Below are 20,461 nucleotides of genomic sequence, written 5' to 3'. Positions count from 1 at the left end.
ACCTATTCTACTGGAGCAAAATTACGGGCATTCCGGTCCTTATCCGACACGATCGGTGACTCGTGAAGGGGCCATTTGATGCTGAGCTCTGAATCGTCCCACCTGATGGAGCGCTCATGATCGGGCGAGTAGTAATCGGTCGCTTTGTAAAGAACGTCGACCACGTCGGTCAAGGCGAGAAATCCATGGGCGAAGCCCTCAGGGATCCAGAGCTGCAACCTGTTCTCGCTGCTTAAAACACGTCCGACCCATTTTCCGCATGTCGGCGACCCCGCCCTTACATCCACAGCGACGTCGAAGATTGCCCCGCCAACCACTCTGATCAGCTTCCCCTGAGCCTTGGGGGCAGCCTGATAATGCAGACCTCGCAGAACATTTCTCCCACTCCGGGAATGATTATCCTGGACAAAAGTCTTGCGGATCCCTGTCAAACGCTCAAACTCGGCCGCATTAAAGCTCTCATAGAAGTAGCCACGCTCGTCCTCGTATGGCGACGGCTCGATAATCAGAATCTCGGTAATTTCAGTCTCATGCAGTCGCACTAGAAAATCCTCTCTTGGAGTATGCGCTGAATGTACTGTCCATAGCCGTTCTTCAACAATGGCTGGGCTAGTGCATCAAGCTGTTCAGCGCTGATCCAACCTGCCCGGTAGGCCACTTCCTCGGGACACGCGATTTTAAGGCCTTGACGCTTCTCCATAGTCGAGATGTAGAGTGAGGCTTCCAGAAGGGAGTCGTGTGTACCGGTGTCCAACCACGCATATCCACGCCCCATCACCTCGACATTGAGGCGCCCCGATGCGAGATAGCGGGTGTTTATATCAGTGATCTCCAACTCCCCTCGCGCGGACGGCTTTATACTCTCAGCAATGTCACACACGCCACCATCATAAAAGTATAGCCCTGTCACAGCGTAGTTAGATTTCGGTTGGAGTGGTTTCTCTTCGATGGAGAGCGCACGCCGATCACTGTCAAAATCAACGACGCCATAGCGATGGGGGTCGGTGACGTGATAGGCAAACACAGTCGCGCCTTCTGGGCGCTGGGTGGCTTTCCGAAGTAGCTGCTGAAAGTCATGGCCATAGAAGATGTTGTCACCTAAAATTAATGCGCTTGGCTGCCCGTCAACAAAGCTTTTTCCCAGGATGAAGGCTTGAGCAAGCCCATCCGGACTGTGCTGCACACAGTATGACAAGTTCACGCCCCACTGACTGCCGTCCCCGAGAAGAGCTTCAAATCTGGGCACATCCTGAGGCGTGGAGATCAAGAGAATGTCTCGTATGCCGGCGAGCATGAGCGTCGTCAGCGGATAATACACCATCGGCTTGTCGTAAACCGGGAGTAACTGCTTGGAAACAGCCAAAGTCGCGGGTTGAAGCCGAGTGCCGGAGCCACCGGCCAAGATGATACCCTTGCGATTGCTCATCGATCACAGACCTGTTGCATAACGTGATTTATCGGTATTGTCCAATGTGGCAAATGCACGCCAAAGCTAGTGCGCAGTTTGCTGGTATCAAGCCTTGAATTGAGGGGGCGAACAGCCGGCGTCGGATATTCGACCGAAGAAATCGGGATGAGCGCCTGCGGATGAAGCCGCAGTGGACGCCCAGCAGCTCGAGCCGCCTCCAATATGTACTGCGCATATTCATACCAACTTGTTTCTCCAGCAGCCGCGAGGTGAAAGATTCCCGATGAGAAACTTTTCCGGCCATTAACAAGCTCGCGAATGGTGTGCGCCGTAACGTCAGCAATCAATGCTGCTGAAGTTGGAGCACCGATTTGGTCAACCACAACGCGGAGTTCGTCTCGCTCAGTGGCTAGACGAAGTATTGTTTTTAGGAAGTTATTACCCCAGAAACCGAAAACCCAGCTAGTCCTGAATATCACATAAGCTGCGCCGCTTTCCCTTATCGCGACCTCTCCCGCAAGCTTACTGCTACCGTAAACTGACTTCGGTGAAGTAACCGACTGCTCATTGTGAAAGCCCGCGGCGTGACCGTCGAAAACATAGTCAGTTGAGTAATGGATCACGAGCGCTCCGTGACGCCCAGCCTCCTGCGCAAGCAAGCCGGGAGCAATAGCATTCACGATGAAGGCTCGGTCAGCATCATGCTCAGCAGCATCTACTGCGGTATATGCAGCCGCATTGACGATAAATTGGGGTTTTACCTTGTCAACAACCGCACGGATCGATTGCGTATTCGCGAGATCGCATTCAGAGCGATCTGGCGCGTATACCGTACCTAGCGGCAACAAAGCCCTCTGGAGTTCCCATCCAACCTGGCCGCGTTTTCCAATGAGTAGAATGCGCGCTTGCATTAGCCGTACTGCTTTCCGACCCAACCCTGATACTCGCCACTTACGACATTCGCCACCCATATCTGATTCTGCAGATACCATTGCACAGTTTTACGTAGTCCCGATTCAAACGTCTCCTCCGGTTTCCAATCCAGAGCCATCTCAATCTTACTTGTATCTACCGCGTATCTTCTATCGTGACCCGGCCGATCTTTCACAAAGGTGATCTGATCAGCGTATCCGCGGCCGTCCGAGCGAGGAGCGAGTTCGTCAAGTATGGCGCAGAGAAGCTTAAGAACCTCCAGGTTCGTCATCTCGCATTGTCCGCCGATGTTGTAGGTCTCGCCTACAACACCCTGCTGTAGAACGTGCATAATTGCGGAACAGTGGTCTCTAACGTAGAGCCAATCTCTAACTTGCTGACCGTCGCCGTAGACGGGCAAAGGTCTTCCGTTTATCGCGTTGTATATGCAAAGGGGGATTAGCTTCTCTGGAAACTGATAAGGCCCATAATTGTTCGAGCAGTTTGTCGTGAGCACGGGAAGCCCGTAGGTGTGGTAATAGGCACGAACGAAATGATCAGAAGCTGCCTTGCTTGCGGCATATGGACTATTTGGCTGGTACTGATTGGTTTCTCGAAATGCGCTGGCGCTAGCATCAAGCGAACCGTAAACCTCATCTGTTGAAATGTGGAGGAACCTGAACTCGGCCTTCCTGTCCGCGGGAAGTGATTGCCAAAACAAGCGCGTCGTTTCCAGAAGCCGAAATGTACCTACCACATTTGTCTCAACAAAGTCCGCCGGACTATCTATCGAACGATCTACATGCGATTCCGCTGCAAAATTGATTAGCGCACGTGGCTGATACTTATCCAGCAAAGCGGAAACGGCGGATATGTCGCCAATGTCTGCTCGGACGAAGGTATACCTTTCATCGGTGTGCACTTCGGCCAGGCTCTCACGATTCCCTGCGTATGTCAGCTTATCCAAGTTGACGACGCACTCTTCATTCTGTGACAGCCAATTCAAGACAAAGTTGCTGCCGATGAAACCCGCACCCCCGGTCACCACTACAGTCATTTTCCAAATCCTCACGAGCCGTTTCCCCTCTGCTTAGTCACGATCGGTGATCCCGTCAAACTTGAAGTGGTCGAGTTCTATCAAATGGCCAGTCTGAGCGTTGGAAAACCGCCTTTATTAACTCCCCAGGATCTCAATTGCGGATACCTCGCGCCGATTTTAGCGTACCGCGCTAGGCGAGCTCGCGCCGTACTACTCATACCGGAGCTCTTGTTGTTCCGAATGCGTAAGAGGTGGCTCGGAAATCACCTCAGTCCGTATCCGATACCATGATGTGGCGAGCTCATGTCTCGACCACGGAGAGAACTTTGAACCGGCAAGAGCAGCCAGCTGAAAAGAAGTTGACCTGGGGGATGCGATTAGAGAACTTCCCCCGACCGGGCGTTCCGCTTCCAGAAGCGCCGTGAGACAAGCAATTGGACCGCGCGCTTTCATTCTTGCAGATCCCCTGCACTCAGCATCCCAGCGCATCGTCCAACGCATTCATGGGCCTGCCTGCAAAGATGGTCGAGATCGGTGGGCAGATCATCGAGGGTCTTTGGCAGGGTATTCAGGCCCGATGGGAAGGCGTGAACACAAACGTCATTATTACCACGAACGGCTGGATCGACGATCTATAGCAGGAGGATTGCCCGATGCCATTCAATTCGAACGGGGTCGACCAGCGCACTGTCGATCTAAAAGTTCGCCCCAACGCTCCGATGCCTGACGATACCTGGTCTCTCGCGGGAAGAACATTGCGAAACATCTCCGAAATATCTGGTCGTGTCTGCAACATGATCTTGGTGGGGCAGTCGGCGGATCACAACAGTGTCCAGGGCACGACAACGCCAGCGAACCCGACGAAGATTTTTAATCTTAGCCTCTCTCATCCTATGTCGAGGCAGAATTTCCAGGCTAAAGAGCCTCTCCTCACCAGCGACTTGACAAACGGTCACCATGGGATTTCGCTGGCGGATGAGTTACTGACCGCTGGGCACCTTGACAACTTCGTCTTGACCCAAGTTGCTATCGGCTGCTGCTATGCAGCAGACTGCGCTCCTGGTGGTGGGGACGTCGGCGGCTTCTACGCAGGCAGCAGTAGCGGCGCCCTGGCCTATCGCATCGGATTGGCGGCTAGTCCGTCTATCATGCCGGGTTCTGGAGCACTCCCACAGTCATTGATTGGCAGCAGGGAGAGTGGGACAGCGATGGATCAACTGGCACCAGTTATGCCACTCACAATGCGGCGCTGGAAAAAATTATTGCCGAATTTCGGCCTGTTGGGCTGCTTCGGGCGAGAAACCGCATGCTCGTTCATCGTTGTACGAGGTTGACTAACAGCACCGGTAATCGCAACCCAGTTCGGCAGGCGCAGGCAGATGTTGTGGACGGAGCTCTGGTGAGGGCTGGTGCTGATATCGATACACTCGATCTCAGCCATCGCTATGACGATGATCATTTCACAGCCGCTGGCGCCGCGGCGCAGGCTGCTTTGAAGCTCCCGCTAATTGCTTCCTACCTCTCCACGTGAGGCTGCCTGGGAATCTGCCGGACAAAATTTAAGAACGTTCCTGAAAGGCCATCGATGCGCTAAGGCAGCTCATGGGCCGGTGGGAGGGCAGTGAATTGCGCACTTCGGGCGTCTCGTTGAACAACCGTGACGAAAACGTAATCGGGCTTGAACGACCGTACTAATTCCAGCAGGACGTTGTCGGAATACGCCTGATCCCAGCGAAGCTGAAGAACATTAGAGAATGTGGCAGCCATGAAAGGTGACATCGCCACTCCAAAGGAATCTCGGAGCCAAAGCACCTTCGCGTCATTTAGTGCGCCCGACGATTCGACGAGGAGAGGGGATGAGGGCGATTGGATCTGGGAAATAGGGCCCGTGTTCAAGATCTGGCCCGAGGTCCAGTCTCGCTGAATAACTGTCGTGGGCCAATCGTTGACAGAGAGTTGGGGATCGGCATCGCTCAGATCAGCTTCCAAGTGGAGAAATCTCGCCAAATCGCCTCCTTGGCGCTTTGGCGAGCCAGTAATTGCGTAGACTTCGCGGCTAGGCCAGCGGATAGGGAGGCCCATGTCTTTAGCTCGATCCGAAAGGCTACGAAATGCAGTGCCTGCACCTAACATGTTCCAGTGGGTGTCTGACGGGTAGTACAGTGGAAGAGGCGTGTCCCGCTTTTCACCAATGAGAGCGGCGCGCAGGTCGACATAGTGAGGTCCGGGATTGATTAGCAGCGCGTCTATGGGGCCGTTTTGCGAGGGTTGAGCCCATACAGGAACGGTCTCGGGATAAATCGAGCTCTTATTGGGGCCCACCAAGATAAGGTAAGCCTGAACGCCACGGCGTCGTAATTTATGCCCCCATGCGAGGGCGGCTGCCTTCAATCTAGCGGCCTCGGCTAGGTCAGCTTCAGTCGCGTGCCTACGATCGTCGGAAATGGTAGCGCGATAGTAGTCGCCGAGGTGCAGCCACCCCTCAGTCCCGACTACTGCTTGCGGTGGGTCTACGCTGATACCCCAGTTGTGCACAATTCGGGATGTGAAGCGGAGAGCGAGATCAAAGCTGTACAGGTTGTTGCTAAACCCCGACGACGACAGGTTCATCATTGGAATAGCTGACATCAATGCGGCTGTAACCGCAAAGAAAATTAGAATGCTCGTCCGATTGTAGTTTTGCATGGGCAGCCATTAGAACGTGAAGTACAGGAACACAGTTTCAGTCTGTGCCAACGAAAAGTACATCGCTATAGAAAAAATGAGCGCCGCATATACTGCGTGACTTGTTCGCCAGGAATCGGCAGCGATCTGCGTCGAGTTTTTCAACGGTATGAGGCAGAAGGCTACCGCAAGAAGGGGTATAGCAGGTAATTGGCCGATGAGCGTAATCGGAAGATGTGCTGCAAGCTTGCTCGCTAGCGTGCCGGCCCATGAGAGTTCGGAGGTCTTAATCTGCTCCCAACTTCCTGAGAAGGCAGTTTCGAAATCTACCATGCCCTGCAGTACCCTGACTGCATCTTCGAAGCTATGAGCTCGAAAAAAGACCCAACTGACATTGATGAACATGAAAGTTGTGATCCATGCCAACGCCTGTGGCATTCGTAGTCCCAGTGCTGTCCAAGCCCGGTGAAGGACCAGGGCGATACCATGAAGTGCCCCCCATACTACGAACATCCACGTCGGACCGTGCCACAGTCCGCCGAGCAGAAACGTGACAATCAAATTGAGGTAAGTTCTCGGATGAGACTTCCTGCCGCCGCCTAGCGGAATATAAATGAAGTCACGCAGGAAGCTGCTGAGCGTTATGTGCCATCTGCGCCAGAACTCTTGGATGCTCGTCGCCTTGTATGGCGAATTAAAATTGATTGGCAGCACGATATTGAAAAGCAGAGAAGCTCCGATCGCCATGTCGCAATAGCCGCTAAAATCGAAGTAAAGTTGAAACGTGTAGGACAGGCTAGTCGTCCACGCTTCGTAAAAATTCAAAGGATACTGGCTGTCGAAGCCACTGGTAGCCAACGGCGCCAAGCTGTCGGCAATCACGACCTTCTTGAAAAGCCCTATACTGAAGATCACCAGGCCCCGAGCTATGTTCTCGCTGCGCGGCCTGAACCCCGCAGCGTCTTCGAACTGCGGCATTATATGACCGTGTTGAACGAGAGGCCCGGCAATCAGGTGCGGGAAGAACGTCACGAACAAAGAGTAATTGAGCAACCCGTAGTGGCCGGTCTCACCGCGATAGCTGTCAACCAGATATATGATCTGGGTGAAGCTGAAAAAGCTGATTGCCAGTGGAAGAGCGATATTTTGGAGCGCAAAATCTGCGCCCGAAATCGCGTTGATGTTCTGCAAAAGGAAGTCGGTGTACTTGAAATATCCCAAGAGGCAGAGGTTGGTTGCGATTCCAAATGCCAGCAGCCATCTTCTTAAGGGCTCGGCGCTCATGGGCGGCGTGGAGCCAGTCTTTGCAAGACTGCCGCCGACATAGAAGTTGAAGAGTATAGACACTACTATAAGGGGCAAATAGGCCACATTCCAGTAGCTATAAAAGAACAGACTGGCCAAAACCAGCCACGCCCTCGCGTAGCGCGGCTGGCCGCGCTGGATCATCCAGAAATACGCGAAAAACGTCACCGGTAGGAAAATGCAGATGAACTGCCATGAGTTGAAGAGCATCGATCGCAGCACCTGACAAGCTTCCGCCCAAATACAAGCATGCTTCGTACTTGGCAACTGGCATCTGGAGGAGGGACGAACCTCCCGAAGAGCGGCTGATGCTGGAAATGTCGAAAATGACATCGGCGATGAGGTTCGGATCCATGCTGGACTTGTGATGTATTCCACCACAGACGAGCTTGCCGCTGACCTCCGTCACGGTTTCGACCGTGCCGATCCGTTCATGGGTCGCACCTTTGCCTTTGCCGATAATCATCACCTTGCCCATGGCTGGCAGTCGCTGGATGATATCGGAAGCTCGTGCTTCGAGGCGGTGACGGGTTTGCTTCATGCCTGAACTCTTCGGAAGGAAGTTTCCGCCAACCAGGAACGGAGAAGTCTAGCTTCTCGTTCTTACGGCCTTTGCTCACCTGGCAGCAGACCTAGGTCAAACGCCTGCCGGATGGATATGCCGAACGCGTGCCCTGTCATCGGTTCAATCGGGATCGTCTTTCTTCCAGACGCCAAGAAGCATTTGTCGAAATCGTTCGGCTGCGGGTGACAGTGTTGCAGCGCGACGCCGCACGATGCCGACGGTGCGTGATATCTGTGGGTTGAGCAGCGGCCGCGTTACCAGGAAGGGATGATCGTCTCCGGGCGTTGCCGTGCGCGGCAGAACGGAAATTCCGAGCCCCGCCTCCACCAAGCCGAGGGATGTGGAAAGATGTGTCACCTCATAGAACCAGCGCAACTTGATGTTCGCCTTGGCAAGGCTTGCATCAAGCATCGTCCGATTGCCGCTCGAGCGATGAACCGTAATGAGCCTGTAGGGAGCGAGATCCTCCCAGCCAACCTCGCTCTGTTGCGCCAGTGGGTGGTCTCGGCGCGCCGCCAAGACGAAGGGATCCTCCGCGAGATGCTCGAAAATGAGATCCGGGTCGGATGTGCCGATGAAATTGATCCCGAATTCCACTTCTCCGCGCTCGACTGCCTGAAGGCCGTCCGTGGCGGTCAGGTCCAGGATCCGAAACCGGATATGGGGATGTTTGTGATTGAACTGCTTGATCACGGTCGGAAGAAAATAGAATGCGGCGGTCGGGAGACATGCAATCGTGACCATTTCATTGCTTCGCACCCCGGGTTCTCGAGCAGAAAACAGAGAACCGTCGAATTCCTCCAGCATGCGTCTCACCAAGGGGAGGAGTTCAAGTCCAAGCGCGGTGATTGCGACGTGGCGGGTCGTCCTCTCAAGAAGCGGCGCGCCGATTGAAGCTTCCAGCTTCTGTATCCGGCGGCTCAATGCCGGTTGGGACAGGTTTAGCGCCTCTGCGGCACGGTGGAAGCTTTCGAGTTCAACCACGGCCAGAAAGGCGCGCAGATCGAGAGTTTCACAATTAATAGCCATAACGCATCAATCATCCAACTATTTGCATTTCACTTAATAATGCTATCGGCCCATACCGACAACTGTGGTGCGCCGATGTTCGGTGGCCAAAAATGAGCCGCTTGGTTCTTTACCGCGACCCAAAAGTATGTGTACGTATGTATACAATACAACGCAGTGCCATTCTGGGAGGAAAAAACATGGCAGATTTCACTCGTCGTCACCTACTCGCAACGGGATCGGCGGCCGCGGCCCTCGGGCTCATCGGCGCGCGCCCTTCATTTTCGCAGTCGACCGTCGATTTCGCCGGCAAGACCGTCGAATGGTGGATGCCCTTTTCGGAAGGTGGCGGATCCGACGTCTGGGCTCGTTTCTTCGCACCCTATTTGTCGAAGTATCTGCCTGGCAAGCCAAACATCGTCGTCCGAAATGTGCCGGGCGGCGGCTCCATCACCGGTAGCAACGAGTTTGTTGCCCGCGCGCGTCCGGACGGTCTCGCCATTCTCGGCACGTCTGGCTCGACGCAGTTCCCCTTCCTACTTGGCGACCCGCGCGTACGCTACGACTATGCCAAGCTCATCCCGGTTCTTGTCTCGCCGACGGGTGGTGTCTGTTATCTGCCTTCGAAATTTGAGGTGAAGTCGGCGGCTGACCTCGGCAAGCTCAAGGATCAGGAACTGGTCTATGGCAGCCAAGGCGCGACTTCGCTTGACCTCGTACCGATGCTGGCATTCCGATTGCTCGGACTGAATGTGCGCCATGTCTTCGGGATGAAGGGCCGCGGCGATGGCCGTTTGGCATTCGAGCGCGGCGAAGCGACGATCGACTATCAAACCTCGTCGGCCTACCTGACCAATGTCGTGCCGCTCGTCGAAGCAGGAACGGCCGTTCCCATCTTCTCCTGGGGTGTTCTGGACGCCCAGGGGAATGTCGCCCGTGACCCCACCTTCCCTGACCTGCCACACTTCGTGGAAGCCTATGAAATGCTGCACGGCTCCAAGCCGTCAGGCGTGGAATACGATGCCTATCTCGCATTTTTTGGCTCCGGCTTTGCCGCGCAAAAGCCATGCATGCTGCCAGAGGGCACGCCGGACGACATCATCGCGACCTATCGCAAGGCGTTCGCAGACGCTGTCGCAGATCCTGAACTCCAAAAGGCAAAGACTGAGATCCTGGGAGACTATGATCAAGCTGTCGGCGCTGATGTCCAGCGTCTCTACGAAGTGGCAACGTCGATTTCCCCGGACGCGCGTTCCTGGGTGCGCGATTTCCTAGCGAAAGAGCATAGCGTCCGCTTCTGATCCGCTCAGCCGACCGAAGTGACCGCCGCGCCAATTGGTGCGGCGGCACCCTTTCCCGTGTCCAGAAACGAGTGCCGTCATGTTCGACATCTTTGTACAATCGTTTGCAACTCTGCTCACATTCAATCACCTTTTTTACATGACGGTCGGTGTGGTCGTCGGCCTTGTGATCGGCATCCTGCCGGCTCTGGGCGGCATTGCGGGCATGTCTCTGCTACTGCCATTCATCTACGGCATGGATCCCACGTCTGCGATCGCGATGATGATCGGCATGCTCGCTATCTTGCCGACATCGGATACTTTCTCCTCGATCCTGATGGGCATTCCTGGGTCCTCCGCGTCACAGGCAACTGTGCTGGACGGGTTTCCGCTTGCAAAAAAGGGCGAGGCCGCACGCGCACTGAGCGCCGCATTCGCCTCGTCTCTCGTCGGAGGTCTTTTCGGCGCGCTCATCCTCACCGCGATGGTGGTGATCGCCCGACCACTGATTCTGAGCTTCGGCTCGGCCGAGCTTTTCATGCTGGCAATATTTGGCCTGTCGATGGTTGGCATCCTGTCCGGAAGCAGTCTCGGCAAGGGCATCGCTGCATGTGCCCTCGGTCTCGCATTGGGCAGCGTTGGTTCCGCACCCGCCAGCGGTAGCGAGCGCATGACGTTCGACTCGCTCTATCTGATGAGTGGAATTCAGCTCGCCATCGTCGGACTGGGCATCTTTGCCCTTCCGGAAATCGTGGATCTCCTTCGCAGCAACCAATCGATCTCCTCTTCCGGAAAACTCGGCAAGGGCTGGCGTACTGGATTAACAGACGTATGGCGCAACCGTTGGCTGACACTTCGTTGCTCGGGTTTCGGCGCACTGATTGGGATGATCCCAGGCCTTGGCGGCAGCGTTGTCGACTGGCTCGCCTATGGCCACGCTGTGCAGACGTCGAAGGACCGGGAGAATTACGGCAAAGGCGACATTCGTGGTGTCATCGCGCCGGAATCGGCCAACAATGCCTGTGCCGGTGGCGCGCTCGTTCCCACACTTCTTTTTGGCATACCGGGATCCGGCTCGATGGCGATCTTTCTCGCCGCGATGATCCTGATTGGCCTGCAACCGGGACCAGCCATGGCCGATCCCAACCGCGATCTCGGTCTGACATATACTATTATCTGGACGCTGGCGCTGGCCAATGTCGTCGGAGCTGGCCTCTGTCTGCTGCTGTCCCCTTCGATCGCCAAGCTGACGACCATCAAATACACGCTGTTTGCTCCCTTCATGATCATCGTGATCTCTTTCGGCGCATTCCAGGCGTCACGCTCGTTCAGCGACATGGTCGCTTTGCTGATCGTCGGCGTCATCGGGATCTTTCTGAGGCGGTTCGGCTGGCCACGCCCGGCATTCCTGATCGGTTTCGTTCTTGCCGGACAGGTGGAGACGTATCTCTATCAGGCCGTTCAGTTCGATGGTTGGGGCTTCTTGATGAAACCCATGGTGATCGCCATCGCAGTCTTGACCCTGCTCTCGGTGTGGTTTGGCAGCCGTTCGCGCGGCGGAGACGAAACCGAGAAGAGTCTCGAAGTCGAGGGGGATGGCGAGAACGCAAGGGCGACCAACTTGCGTCCGCAGATCATATTCACCTCGCTGGCTCTCGCAGCCTTCGCCTATGTCTTCTATGCAACGATCGACCTGCCGTTTCTCGACCGAATTTTTCCCATCGCGGTCGCGGTCGTGGGCATTGCATCCACTGCGCTGACCTTGCTGCCTCAGGTTCGGATCGCCAATGGCGGCACTTCAAACAAAGCCAATTTTGATCTCGACGCCCAAGCGACGGACGGTGGCCCATGGCGCTTTGTTGCCTGGCTGGTCGGGTTCATTGTCCTGATCGGTATCCTTGGCTTCTTTCTCGCGCTTCTGGTTTTCTTCATGGCCTTCATGCGCACCGTCGCCAAGACCAGCTGGTACCAGGCTGTCACCCTGACTGTCTCGGCAGCGTTGATGATCATTGTGCTCACCTGGTTCCTTAACATGCAGCTGCCCGGCGGCATCTTGCAGGAATATTTCTACACAGTTCTGCCCTGGCCCCTGAACTAGCCACCGACGCGCTTGCGGCGCGAAGGTGCGAGTTCCTGAATTGTATACGTTTGCACACTAGAAATCAGAGAGATAAATCATGCCGAAGCAACACCCTATTCCCTGCATTCTCATGCGGGGCGGCACCTCCAAAGGCCCATATTTCAAGATGGACGATATCCCGCAGGAGACCGAGGTTCGCGCGCGCGTGCTGCTGGCGGCGATGGGATCGCCCGATGCAAGGCAAATCGACGGCATCGGCGGCGCCGACACCCTGACAAGCAAAGTTGCGATGGTCGGTCCATCGACCCGCGACGGCGTCGATGTGGATTACCTGTTCGCGCAGGTGTCCGTCGATAAGGCGATCGTCGATACCTCGCCATCTTGCGGCAACATGCTCTCGGGGGTCGGACCGTTCGCCATCGAGACCGGCATGGTTCCGGTCAACGGTGAGAAAACCAGCGTGATCATCTACGACATCAACACGCAGAGCCGCATCGAGGCCATCGTCCAAACCACGGACGGCGCTGTCGAATACGAAGGTGATGCCCGGATTGACGGGGTGCCAGGCACGTCCGCGGAAATCAGGCTGAACTTCATGGATATCGTCGGCTCGAAGACCGGCGCACTGCTGCCGACAGGCATGCCCATGGAAGAAATTGACGGCATCAAGGTCACGCTTATCGATGTCGCTGTGCCCATGATGATTGTCCGCGCTGCCGATCTCGGTAAGACCGGCTATGAAACGGCTGCCGAACTGGACGCCGACAAGCCATTCTTCGCGCGAATGGAAGCGCTGCGCATGGAAGCCGGCAGACGCATGGGCCTTGGTGACGTCACCGGCAAGGTCGTGCCAAAGATGGCGATGGTGGCCGAACCGCGCGAAACTGGAAATGTAGCAGCACGCTATTTCGTACCGCAGAAGACCCACGCTGCCTTTGCCGTAACAGGCGCCCTCTGCGTCTCATCCTGCATCATGGTATCGGGATCGGTCTGTGACGGCATTGCAGTCCACCCCGATGGGAACGATTGCACGGTGATCATCGAACATCCCACCGGCGTCATCGACGTAGCAATGACCACACTGCCGAATGGAAATTCCGTCGATATCATCAGCGGCGGCGTCGTGCGCACCGCCCGCAAGTTGCTGCAGGGACATCTTTTCATACCGTCCTCGCTGCTGCAGCCCTAATCTGACCCACTCACCCTCCCCCATTTCTTTTGCAATGGAGCCCTGATGAGTGGCTCTGGAGACCAGAACATGAGACTGCTCGTGCTTCCAGGCGATGGCATCGGCCCGGAGATCATCACGTCCACCATCGCGATCCTTGACGCAATCGATCGGCGGTTTTCGCTAGGCTTACACTACACAACGCGAGATATCGGCTTCGCCGCGCTTGAGAAAACAGGCACGACGCTACCCGATGACATTCTCGATATCGCCCGCAGCCTCGACGGAACGTTGCTCGGGCCGATCTCGCATCTCGACTACCCGCCACGCGACAAAGGCGGCATCAACGTCTCGGCCGCGTTCAGGAGGGATCTCGATCTGTTCGCCAACATTCGTCCCGCGCGCACGCGAAAAGGCGTCTTCCATCGCGGCACCGAGATGGACTTGGTCATCATGCGCGAGGCAACGGAAGGCATGTACCCGGACCGAAACATGTTTGCCGGCACCGGCGAATACATGCCGACCGAAGACGTTGCAATCTCGATGCGAAAGGTGACGAAGAAGGCGATCGAGCGCATCGCCATAGCGTCGTTCGAGCTTGCGATGGTCCGTCGCCGCAAGGTCACAGCCGTTCACAAGGCAAACGCCTTCGTGCTGACCGACGGCCTCTTCCTGAAGGAATTCCGCAGGGTCGCTGCCGACTATCCGGAGGTCGTCGTGGAAGAGGTGCTGATCGACGCCATGGCAGCGCTGCTGGTGCGCGATGCCAGCCGCTACGACGTCATCTGCACGACAAACTTCTATGGCGACACGCTGTCGGATCTCGCTTCAGAACTCTCCGGCAGTCTCGGTCTGGCGGGATCGCTGAATGCCGGCGACGAGCATGCCGCTGCACAGGCGCAGCACGGTTCTGCCCCCGACATCGCCCGGCAGGACAAGGCCAACCCGACATCGATGATCCTCTCGGCCGCGATGCTGCTTCGCTGGCATGGCGAGAAGACCGGGAAGGGCTCCTATGTAGAGGCCGCGATTACGCTGGAAAACACAATCGATCTGGTTCTGTCTGATGCCTCCCGCCGAACCGGCGATCTTGGCGGCCCGCTCGGGACGCGGGCATTCACCGAAGTACTGGTGCAAGCCCTCGCTTAGGAAGCCACTGCCGACAAAAGATGCCGGGCGCCCCATCCTTGAGGCGCCCCGCTTTGTCTTGGGCGCATGATGTCAAAGATGAACGGGACCGTCGGAAACGAGAACGCCATCTACGTCCGCGTAGAGATACTGGCCAGGAACGAAATCGACATTACCAAACCGGACGGTGACATCACGCGCGCCGTGGCCCGTCTTGCCACTTTTCTTCGGCGACTGGCCGAGCGCCAGCACGCGAAAATCCATCAGGTCGATATCTGCCGCATCGCGGACCGCGCCGTGGATGACCAGCCCAGCCCAGCCGTTCTTCTCGGCAATTGCGGCTATCTGGTCTCCGACAAGCGCGCAGCGTAACGAACCGCCGCCATCGACGACCAGCACCTTGCCGGACCCCTCCCCTTCCAGGATCTGGCGAAGCAACTTGTTATCCTCGAATGTCTTCAGCGTGACGATCTCCCCGTGAAAGGCGGGTCGCCGACCATAGGCTTTCCACTGCTTTTCGCAGAAGCGGACCTCGGCATCGTTCGTATCGACCAAATCGGCGGTCTTCAGCATATTCATCAGATATTCTCCTGCCTGTTTGGCGCGGCAAGCACCCTGACCGGGTTGCCTGCGCGCCACTGCGCTATGTTCTCGACCGCATCGCGGTAAAACGCCGTATAGGCACCCTCGGTCACATAGCCGAGATGAGGGGTCAGAACGGTGTTCGGCGCGGTGCGCAATGGATGATCAATCGGCAAGGGTTCGATGTCGAAGACGTCGAGGCCGGCTTTGATACGACCGCCGTGCAGGGCGTCGAGCAACGCCTTCTCTTCAATCAGCGGGCCGCGCGACGTGTTGATCAAATAGGCGCCTGGCTTCATCAGGCCGATCTCATGCCGCGATACGATGTGCCTGCTGCGCTCCCCGAGGATCAGATGCAGCGAAACCACGTCCGCGTCGCGAAACAGCGTCTCCTTGTCGACACGGCGCGCTCCAACCTCTGCGGCTCTTTCCTCGGTCAGGTTCTCACTCCAGGCGATGACATTCATCCCGAATGCCTTGGCGATCGGCACCATGCGGGAGCCGAGCTTGCCCAGCCCGACGAGGCCAAGTGTTTTGCCACCGATGACGCTGCCGATCGTCCTTTGCCAACCGCCCTGATGGACGCGCGCATCCTCTTCGGGAATGGAGCGGGCGAGCGACAGGATCAGCCCCCACGCCAACTCCGGAGTGGCATAAGTGGATTCGCCAGCATGGGTATGGCAAACCGTGACGCCACAAGCGACCGCCGCGTCCATATCAATCGTGCGCACCCGCGCGCCGGTCACGACGATGAGTTTGAGCAGGGGCAGTCTGGATATCAGGCTGGCTGGCAAGGCCATGCGCTCGCGCATGAGGCACAGTACATCGAACCCCGCAAGCGCCCGGACCGCGTCATCCTCGCTCACCATGTTCCGGTCAAAGCGGACGATTTCGCAGTCGTTTCCGAGCAATGACCAATCGGCCAGCGACAGAGCTACGTCCTGATAGTCATCCAGTATTGCAATACGCAGCATGTTGTTCAGCCCTTTCGCAGCGCTTCGATATCCAGGGCAAAGCCTGCAAGCCCCGCCTGTTCCACAAGCATCGCCAGTTCATCCCCGGCCAGTGGAATGCCCGCTCGCATGCGTTCCGCCATGCGGGCGGCTTCCGGCTCGCCGGGCATGAGGATAGGCTGGTCTTCCTCGACGCGCGGGCAGTCGCGCGCACGACCGACGAGATCATCCATGCGATCGCCGTAGATTGCGCTCTCAAGGAACATGTCGGGTTTGAAGGCAATGAAGCTGTGGCCGACATTCTGCGGCTGGTCGAGGTCGCGGTACTGGTCGCCAACCTTGCCGCCATAGGCAGAGCCGCTCATGACCCCGGCGATCACCTCCATCATCAGCGACAGACCGGATCCCTTGGGACCGCCAAGCGGCAGGACGATACCAGCATAGGCGCGGCTCGCATCCGTCGTTTCCCGGCCATCGGCGTCCAGTGCCCAGCCGGCCGGTATAGGCACGCCCTTCTTCGCCGCCTGGCGGATCTTGCCCCGCGCAACCACGGAGGTTGCCATGTCGAGGATGATCGGAGGCGATCCTTGCCCACCGGGCGCGCCGAAGGCAAAAGGACTGGTCCCCAGGAAGGGTGTGCGCCCGCCCCAGACGGGCATGCTGGGCGACGCATTGGTGAAGACAAAGGCCGCATAGCCAGCCTCCACGGCTTCAAGCAGGTAGGCGGCTGCCATGCCGAAATGCGTGCTGTTGCTGACGGACGCCATGCCGATACCACATTGGGCGGCCGCGGCGATCGCTTCCTGCATGGCGCGGCGAGCCACGATGAAACCCAGACCGTTGTCGCCATCCACATGTACCGCAGCTGGCATGGGTCGTCGTATCCGGATCTCCGGCACAGCGGTCACGACGCCCCGCCTTATGCGCTCGGCATAGATCGGAATGCGCGACACGCCATGGGTCGCGATGCCACGAAGATCGGCCAGCACGAGATAGTGCGCCACCGCAGCTGCGTCGGCCGCAGGTACGCCCACGCCTGAAAAAATACGGGCGACCGCATCTTCAAGTCGCGCGGGATTTGCACGAAAATCTCCTGCAACGGTGGTCGGCATCGAGCACTCCTCCTGTCGAAACCCTCACTGCAACATCGACTACCAGCAATTCGCGCCACTGTATACTATTGTATCCAATCTTTTCGACGCACCTTCGGGTTATGCTGGCTCCGCCATATAGGTCTTTCGCGCAAGGGCCAGGAACACGCGGATTGGCGAGGATAATGGGCTTGACGAACGCCGCGCCATCACAAGGGAACGATGCGCCCAGTCGTCCGAGAGACGCGCACTGACGACATCAGTACCGGCCAAAAGATGAAGGCTGGTCGAGCGGAGGAAACCGATACCGAAACCAGCCTCGACCATGCGCACAAGCGACGGAAACGTCTCGACATTCACCCGCTCGCCGAGCGTTCGGCCGGCGTTTGCGGCAGCCACGCTCAGCAGCCGGTCAAGCGCGCCCGAGTGGTGGATCCCCACGACCTCATACTCAACCACCTCTTGGAACGCGACCATATTGCCTAAACTCAGCGTATCGGCCAGCTCATGATCCGGCGCACAGAGCACCAGCACATTATCATCTTCAAAGATTTCAGTTTCGAATCGGGAAAGATCGTTGTTGTCGGCGACAAGCGCAATGTCGGCCTGCCCGTCATCCAGTGCGGAGAGTGCCTTTGAAGCAGACATTTCCTGGATTTCAAGTTTGATGCCGGGATGCAACTTAGCGTAAGTCGCAAGCAGTTCAGGAAGACGACCCGAGAGGACAGAACTGGTGCAGGCAAGCCGCAAGGAACCGCGCGCTCCGGTCGCAAAATCGACCATTCGGGTGTTGAGATCGGCAACATGCCGGAGAATCTCGCGGCAGCCGTCCACATAGACTTCGCCCGCCTGGGTCAGTTTGGCGCCCTGTAGGGACCGATCAAAAAGTGCGACACCCAGCCGGCTTTCGAGTTCGCTGATCCGCCTGCTCACCGCAGAGGGGGCGATATTTTCACGCTCGGCTGCCCGTCCGATAGATCCGTACCGCGAGACCGCGACCACGAGGCGTGCCGTCACCGGATCGAAAGGCTGCATGACTGCCTCCTGAAGGCTTTGGTTCTTTTGCCTCGACGGCGAGCGGCGGGATCGCTTCCGGCGATCTTTCGGACAGTCCGAAATCGCGCAAGGCGAGATGTCTCACTTTCTCGCTCGAACCGAGGAGGCGATAGTCCCCAGCGCGCTGAACAAACGCGACATAGCGCTGCACGAGCTGCAGCATCTTCTTGTACGGAACCATTGACATTGTGATCTCCAGCGGACGAGGAATGTTCGATGGACATGATCTAGCAACTCCTATTGCAGTGCGGTAGCGGCGGTTTGCGATGGCGGCTTCGCGGTTTGGCAACACCTGCACCAATTCATTTCAGTCGCGATCAGGAGACCGCATCAAGCGCAGCCACAATGGCAGGATGAGCGGCGCGGAGATGACGATGATAACGACCCGGCACAGATGATGCAGGCTGACAAAGGCGGGGTTCACGTCGAGCGAAATGGCGATAAGGCTCATTTCCGGCAGACCGCCCGGCACCAGTGCCAGAAACCCGACTGCAAACGGAACATTGAGATAGTGATCGAAGAACATGGCGAAGATCACGGCAGTCGCAAGACTGAAGCAGGTCAGGATGATCCCCAGAATGACCGCTGTTGCCAGAAGGCGCCTTTCGACGCCGGCGAAGTGCTGGCCGATCGTCGCGCCGATGACAATCTGGGCCACTGCAAGGACAACGTCCGGCACTTCGGCCGCCGTTAGGCCGGTCAGGTGGGCCGCAGCGCTCAGCACCAACGGACCCGTGAGATTGGCCGCTGGTAGCCGCAGTCGCCGCCCGAGAATAAGGCCGAGGACAGCGCAGCCGAGGAGAATGGCAGCGTCTACTGGCGGAAGACCGATCGTCCAGTGGACCGTGCGATCGACCGAACCCGCTCCTATCGCCGCCAGAGCTCCCGACAGCGTAAGCGATAACGGCACCGTGGCAATGAGAATGACCAGCCGCGTTGCATGCACCATGCTGACGCTGCGGACGTCGGCTCCGAAGGCAGATGCCATAACGATCATTTCGCTAAGTCCGCCGGGCATTCCGCTCAGCGCCGCAGTTGGCGAATCGAGCCGTCCAAGGCGGGAACAGGTGAACACGCCGAATGCCGCCGTGATCACGGTGTAGACTGCCACCGCGACAAGACTTGCCCACCATTCGCCGACATAGCCGAGAACCTCAGGCTTGAAGGCACTGCCGACCATGAGGCCGATCACGGCGATCATCGCGGCACGCGGGTTCGGCGAAGCTGTCACGCGAATTCCGGCCATTGCAAGCACCATGGTCACGGCCATGGCGCCGAGCAGCCATCCCAGTGGCAGGCCAAGCAAATATCCGATGTACCCGCCTGCCGCACCCAAGGCGAGGGTGCGTAGGGTATAGTTCAGGCTGTGGCTTTCCTTGCCAGGTTGGTTCAAGGTTTGATGCATGGGATGCGCCGACGTCCTTCCGTTCGTCGCAATCATTCTAACTTTACGAACGAATACTGCATACCATCGCATGCAAAGCAACAATACCGTGGACAATTGGCTTTTCCTCCTATAGCCGGAATTGCTCCAGAAGGGGAGAACTGCCCGCATGACGGCATCCAAGGACGTGCTTGCCAAGACACGCGGCCAGAGCACCTATCATGCGATCCTGGCGGCGATTCGCGACGGCATCTACAGGCCCGGCGATCCGCTGCGCGAGGAGGAAGTGGCGACGCGCCTTGGCGTCAGCAGAACACCGGTGCGAGAGGCACTTGGTCGACTTCAGGAAAAAGGCCTTCTCGAAGCGGCGAGCGGACGGGGCGTCGCTGTGTCGATCCTCTCCATGCAGCAGATCTTCGAGCTGTACGCCATGCGCGAGGAACTGGAAGGGGTCGTGGCACGCTTTGCCGCGCGTCATGCGACCGACGCGGAAATCGCCAATCTCGAGCGGATCAACGAGAAATTCGCGGCGGCAACCGACGACCCGAAACTTGCCGCGAACTGGAACCGGCAATTCCACGCCCGGCTCTACGACGCTGCCCGCAACCGTTACCTGCGACAGGCCGTCGAGGACCTCCAGGAAACCATCGCTCTTCTGCCGGATACGACCTTCATCCAAAAAGGACGGACATCGACCGCCACCGACGAACACGTCCTTATTCTGGAAGCGCTCAGGAAACGCGACCCGGAGGCGGCCGAGCGCGCGGCGATCCAGCATATCAAGACGGCGCTCGAAGTGCGCTTGTTGATCACCAAGATCGAAGAGTAGCCTGCTCGT

At 57.4% G+C, this 20,461-nt stretch carries 21 protein-coding genes; 7 read left to right on the top strand and 14 right to left on the bottom strand.

What is annotated here, in order from left to right; translation table 11 throughout:
- Window positions 1–2: 2 nt before the first annotated feature.
- From rfbC to rfbB, 4 genes are read right to left on the bottom strand one after another with little or no spacing between them, the layout of a single operon-like run.
- The gene (gene rfbC / locus LQ231_RS24300) at window positions 3–542 is read right to left on the bottom strand and encodes a dTDP-4-dehydrorhamnose 3,5-epimerase (RefSeq protein ID WP_230174590.1); all 540 of its coding nucleotides are present in this window, start codon (window positions 540–542) and stop codon (window positions 3–5) included.
- On the bottom strand, window positions 542–1,426 hold the full coding sequence (rfbA, locus tag LQ231_RS24295) for a glucose-1-phosphate thymidylyltransferase RfbA (protein WP_230174588.1): 885 nt from the start codon (window positions 1,424–1,426) through the stop codon (window positions 542–544). Before rfbA ends, rfbC begins: the two co-directional genes overlap by 1 nt.
- Window positions 1,423–2,319, bottom strand: a complete 897-nt coding sequence (rfbD, locus tag LQ231_RS24290; protein ID WP_230174586.1) for a dTDP-4-dehydrorhamnose reductase — start codon at window positions 2,317–2,319, stop codon at window positions 1,423–1,425. Before rfbD ends, rfbA begins: the two co-directional genes overlap by 4 nt.
- Window positions 2,319–3,377: a dTDP-glucose 4,6-dehydratase gene (gene rfbB, locus LQ231_RS24285; protein ID WP_230174584.1), complete on the bottom strand. Its 1,059-nt coding sequence runs from the start codon at window positions 3,375–3,377 to the stop codon at window positions 2,319–2,321. The genes rfbD and rfbB overlap by 1 nt, the downstream gene beginning before the upstream one ends.
- Window positions 3,378–3,793: 416 nt before the next feature.
- Between rfbB and LQ231_RS24280 the strand changes: the two genes are divergently transcribed.
- Window positions 3,794–3,997 (top strand): hypothetical protein, encoded by a 204-nt coding sequence (locus LQ231_RS24280; protein WP_230174582.1) that lies wholly within the window; start codon window positions 3,794–3,796, stop codon window positions 3,995–3,997.
- A gap of 15 nt (window positions 3,998–4,012) precedes the next feature.
- A complete protein-coding gene (locus LQ231_RS24275) occupies window positions 4,013–4,693 on the top strand; it encodes a hypothetical protein (protein ID WP_230174579.1) in 681 nt (226 codons plus the stop codon).
- A gap of 256 nt (window positions 4,694–4,949) precedes the next feature.
- Here the strand turns inward: LQ231_RS24275 and LQ231_RS27340 are convergent, their stop codons facing one another.
- The 4 genes from LQ231_RS27340 to LQ231_RS24260 all read right to left on the bottom strand — a co-directional run bounded on the left by LQ231_RS27340 (window position 4,950) and on the right by LQ231_RS24260 (window position 8,922).
- Window positions 4,950–5,969: a hypothetical protein gene (locus LQ231_RS27340; protein WP_356637637.1), complete on the bottom strand. Its 1,020-nt coding sequence runs from the start codon at window positions 5,967–5,969 to the stop codon at window positions 4,950–4,952.
- Window positions 5,970–6,053: 84 nt separating this feature from the next.
- Window positions 6,054–7,472 (bottom strand): MBOAT family protein, encoded by a 1,419-nt coding sequence (locus LQ231_RS24270; protein ID WP_230174577.1) that lies wholly within the window; start codon window positions 7,470–7,472, stop codon window positions 6,054–6,056.
- Window positions 7,405–7,869 (bottom strand): ChuX/HutX family heme-like substrate-binding protein, encoded by a 465-nt coding sequence (locus LQ231_RS24265; RefSeq protein ID WP_230174576.1) that lies wholly within the window; start codon window positions 7,867–7,869, stop codon window positions 7,405–7,407. The genes LQ231_RS24270 and LQ231_RS24265 overlap by 68 nt, the downstream gene beginning before the upstream one ends.
- Before the next feature lie 144 nt (window positions 7,870–8,013).
- Window positions 8,014–8,922, bottom strand: coding sequence for a LysR family transcriptional regulator (locus LQ231_RS24260; protein ID WP_230174574.1), 909 nt, complete (start codon window positions 8,920–8,922; stop codon window positions 8,014–8,016).
- A gap of 179 nt (window positions 8,923–9,101) precedes the next feature.
- Between LQ231_RS24260 and LQ231_RS24255 the strand changes: the two genes are divergently transcribed.
- From LQ231_RS24255 to LQ231_RS24240, 4 genes are all read left to right on the top strand, one after another.
- Window positions 9,102–10,202, top strand: a complete 1,101-nt coding sequence (locus LQ231_RS24255) for a tripartite tricarboxylate transporter substrate-binding protein (protein ID WP_230174573.1) — start codon at window positions 9,102–9,104, stop codon at window positions 10,200–10,202.
- Window positions 10,203–10,281: 79 nt separating this feature from the next.
- The gene (locus tag LQ231_RS24250) at window positions 10,282–12,279 is read left to right on the top strand and encodes a tripartite tricarboxylate transporter permease (RefSeq protein ID WP_230174572.1); all 1,998 of its coding nucleotides are present in this window, start codon (window positions 10,282–10,284) and stop codon (window positions 12,277–12,279) included.
- A 79-nt stretch (window positions 12,280–12,358) separates the two neighbouring features.
- Window positions 12,359–13,450, top strand: coding sequence for a 4-oxalomesaconate tautomerase (locus tag LQ231_RS24245; RefSeq protein WP_230174571.1), 1,092 nt, complete (start codon window positions 12,359–12,361; stop codon window positions 13,448–13,450).
- Between the two features lie 69 nt (window positions 13,451–13,519).
- Entirely contained in the window at window positions 13,520–14,578 is a 1,059-nt protein-coding gene (locus LQ231_RS24240; protein WP_230174570.1) for an isocitrate/isopropylmalate family dehydrogenase, read from the top strand.
- Between the two features lie 72 nt (window positions 14,579–14,650).
- On the opposite strand, the gene rraA is transcribed toward LQ231_RS24240, so the two are convergent.
- From rraA to LQ231_RS24210, 6 genes are all read right to left on the bottom strand, one after another.
- Window positions 14,651–15,136: a ribonuclease E activity regulator RraA gene (rraA, locus tag LQ231_RS24235; RefSeq protein ID WP_230174569.1), complete on the bottom strand. Its 486-nt coding sequence runs from the start codon at window positions 15,134–15,136 to the stop codon at window positions 14,651–14,653.
- Window positions 15,136–16,113 carry a D-2-hydroxyacid dehydrogenase family protein gene (locus tag LQ231_RS24230; protein ID WP_230174568.1) on the bottom strand — a complete coding sequence of 326 codons (978 nt, stop codon included), beginning with the start codon at window positions 16,111–16,113 and terminating at the stop codon, window positions 15,136–15,138. Before LQ231_RS24230 ends, rraA begins: the two co-directional genes overlap by 1 nt.
- 5 nt (window positions 16,114–16,118) lie before the next feature.
- Entirely contained in the window at window positions 16,119–17,204 is a 1,086-nt protein-coding gene (locus tag LQ231_RS24225; protein WP_230174566.1) for an Ldh family oxidoreductase, read from the bottom strand.
- A 99-nt stretch (window positions 17,205–17,303) separates the two neighbouring features.
- Complete coding sequence (locus LQ231_RS24220) at window positions 17,304–18,185, bottom strand: LysR family transcriptional regulator (RefSeq protein WP_230174563.1); 882 nt, start codon at window positions 18,183–18,185, stop codon at window positions 17,304–17,306.
- Window positions 18,136–18,426, bottom strand: coding sequence for a hypothetical protein (locus tag LQ231_RS24215; protein WP_230174561.1), 291 nt, complete (start codon window positions 18,424–18,426; stop codon window positions 18,136–18,138). Before LQ231_RS24215 ends, LQ231_RS24220 begins: the two co-directional genes overlap by 50 nt.
- Window positions 18,427–18,546: 120 nt before the next feature.
- Window positions 18,547–19,644: an AbrB family transcriptional regulator gene (locus LQ231_RS24210; RefSeq protein ID WP_230174559.1), complete on the bottom strand. Its 1,098-nt coding sequence runs from the start codon at window positions 19,642–19,644 to the stop codon at window positions 18,547–18,549.
- A 148-nt stretch (window positions 19,645–19,792) separates the two neighbouring features.
- On the opposite strand from LQ231_RS24210, the gene LQ231_RS24205 reads away from it, so the two are divergent.
- A complete protein-coding gene (locus LQ231_RS24205) occupies window positions 19,793–20,452 on the top strand; it encodes a GntR family transcriptional regulator (RefSeq protein ID WP_230174557.1) in 660 nt (219 codons plus the stop codon).
- Window positions 20,453–20,461 lie beyond the last annotated feature (9 nt).

This window comes from Rhizobium sp. CECT 9324 (assembly GCF_918741265.1).
In the GTDB taxonomy this organism is placed as follows: domain Bacteria; phylum Pseudomonadota; class Alphaproteobacteria; order Rhizobiales; family Rhizobiaceae; genus Allorhizobium.
Note: the sequence above shows the minus strand (reverse complement) of the source record. Positions and strands in the feature narration are given on the sequence as shown.